General features: G+C 65.5%; 2 protein-coding genes and 2 pseudogenes. 1 reads left to right on the top strand and 3 read right to left on the bottom strand.

Translation table 11 applies throughout. The annotated features are described in order from the left end of the window. Nucleotides 1–223 precede the first annotated feature (223 nt). The 3 genes and pseudogenes from Dsi01nite_RS58800 to Dsi01nite_RS56775 all read right to left on the bottom strand — a co-directional run. A pseudogene (locus Dsi01nite_RS58800) lies at nucleotides 224–316 on the bottom strand (integrase); the annotation flags it as partial. Nucleotides 317–331: 15 nt separating this feature from the next. Beyond that, the gene (locus tag Dsi01nite_RS56770; protein ID WP_203854863.1) at nucleotides 332–778 is read right to left on the bottom strand and encodes a hypothetical protein; all 447 of its coding nucleotides are present in this window, start codon (nucleotides 776–778) and stop codon (nucleotides 332–334) included. Between the two features lie 15 nt (nucleotides 779–793). Then, nucleotides 794–1324, bottom strand: coding sequence for a hypothetical protein (locus Dsi01nite_RS56775; RefSeq protein WP_203854864.1), 531 nt, complete (start codon nucleotides 1322–1324; stop codon nucleotides 794–796). Between the two features lie 285 nt (nucleotides 1325–1609). Between Dsi01nite_RS56775 and Dsi01nite_RS56780 the strand changes: the two are divergent. Further along, nucleotides 1610–2229 (top strand): annotated as a pseudogene (locus tag Dsi01nite_RS56780) (IS630 family transposase); the annotation flags it as partial.

Genomic DNA, 2229 nt, shown 5'->3' on the forward strand with positions numbered 1-2229 from the left:
GGAACGCCGGCAGCCGCCACGGACGGCGCCCGCCGACGACGACGTCCCGGCGCAGCGCCGCCCATGCACCAGGAACTCGTTGACCAGGTGGGCGACGACTCCGGCGACGGGAACCCGCGAGTCGCCGAGCCACCGCAAGTGAAACCCTTACGCCGCGACAACCGACGACAGACCTGACAAAGCCCTACCAGTGCTGTGACCGGAATCGTCGGCCGGGTTGGGGTCAGGCCGCTCGGGTGGCGGGCTGACCCCAGCGGCGTCGTCGTTCGGAGCGGACGCGGGCTCGTTCGCGGCGTTGGGCGGCCGGGGCGTCGGGGCGTCCACCCGCCTGCTATGCGATCGTGTGCAGCTGTCCGATCTCGGCGATGCGCCGGCCTTCCGAGCGGCACACCCAGACGGCGGAACCATCGACGATCCGGGCGGCCATCGGATGTTGATGCCCGGGGCACTCCGGCCATTGCATTCCTTCGTATCCGGCGAGATGGTCCTGGACGGCATTCGCCACGGAAACGGCGCTCTGCACCGCACTCAGCTCGGTGTTCAGGCCGAAGCTGAACCTCCGCTCGGGACCGCTACCCAGCCCCACGGTCCAGAACGTGTCCGGAACCGGTTCATCGGTTGATCGGGGCGCGGCCTGCCACGTCGCATCCGGCAGTGCCGCATCGAGTTCTGCCATTGTCATGAGATCGTGCCCGACCAGGCTGCATGCGGACTGGATCGTGGCCGGCGCGCCGAGTGACGGCGGGCCGGCCACGAGCCAGACGAGAAGGTCTGCCATTGGGACGACGTTAGCTTACGGATTCGGGGTGATCTGGACCGTCGTCGTGACGCTCACCTCGCGAGTCGCACCCGCGGGCGCGATCGGCAGGCCGGCGTTGCTGACCACGTAATCGAATGTGAAACCCGCGTTGACCAGACCGCCCGGGGACTGGAACGAACACGAACCGACCAGCCGCATGTTGTGTCCGATCGGATTCCACGGAACCGTCGAATGCCACAGATATCCGACCGGGATACCCGAGTGGTTGTCGTGATACGAGGTCAGCGTGCTGCCGTCCAGATTCCACGCGTCACAAGTCATCACGGCGCCTGGCGCGAGTGCCTGCACGCCGGCAGAGAACCGCCAGCTCCACGCCATCGGATTTCCTGTGGAATACGTCACCTGACCCGTCAGGCGGCCGGTGGAGTCGTAGTACTCGTAGTAGGGCGACGAATACGTGAACTGATGCGATGTTGCACTGGCCTGAGCCGCGTTCGGGACCAGCCCGAGCACTGCGATCATTGCGGTGAGCCCGACCGCAGCACGGACGATTACCTTTTTCAACGATGCCTCCGTTCATCGATGGACGAGAATTACCATAGCAATTGAAGAAATTCGAAACCCGATCCGAACGTGAATTCGAGGTAAGGATTCCGTACTTGCTCCGTTCATCCGGCGTCGATGCAGCGCCATGGTCTCAGCCGCGCCTCCGGCGCAGGCTGTGCGAGCGCAGCGAGCATTGGGGGTCCGGGGTGAGAATCCCCCGGCGGGACCCGCCGCGGAGCGGTGGGGCAGCCAGTGTGCTGAGTCGTTGATTCATTGATCGATTGTTCGACATGGGCGATGGCCGTCGCCCGAAGCTGGCGGGCGATCGGACTCAAGCCGCACCAGGTCGACAACTGGAAGCTGCCGACCGACCCGCTGTTCATCGACAAGGTCCGCGACATCGTCGGGTTGTATCTCGACCCGCCCGACGCCGCCATGGTCCTCGCGGTGGACGAGAAATCTCAGATCCATGCCCTGGACCGCACGGCGCCGGTGTTTCCGATGATGCCCGCCACGCCTGGCCGGCAGACCCACGATTACATCCGTCACGGCACCACCAGCCTGTTCGCCGCCCTGGATGTCGCCACCGGCAACGTCATCGGTCAGACCCAGCGCAAACATCGCCATCAGGAGTTCCTGCGCTTCCTGCGCACCATCGACCGCGCCACCCCACCGGACCTGGACCTGCACCTCGTCCTGGACAACTACGCCACCCACAAGACACCCGCCATCCAGCAGTGGCTGCTGAAGCACCCCCGATTCCACCTGCACTTCACGCCGACCTACTCGTCCTGGCTCAACCTCGTCGAGCGCTGGTTGGCCGAACTGACCAACCGCAAACTCCGCCGCTCCACCCACCGCAGCGTCGCGAACCTGGAAACCGACGTCGACGCCTGGATCGCGGCGTGGAACGCCGACCCGAA

The organism is Dactylosporangium siamense, from assembly GCF_016862795.1.
In the GTDB taxonomy this organism is placed as follows: domain Bacteria; phylum Actinomycetota; class Actinomycetes; order Mycobacteriales; family Micromonosporaceae; genus Dactylosporangium; species Dactylosporangium siamense.

Bases quoted from the DNA above. Each gene is read 5' to 3' on its own strand.
- Dsi01nite_RS56770 (WP_203854863.1), bottom strand. From the start codon at position 778: ATGGCAGACCTTCTCGTCTGGCTCGTGGCCGGCCCGCCGTCACTCGGC.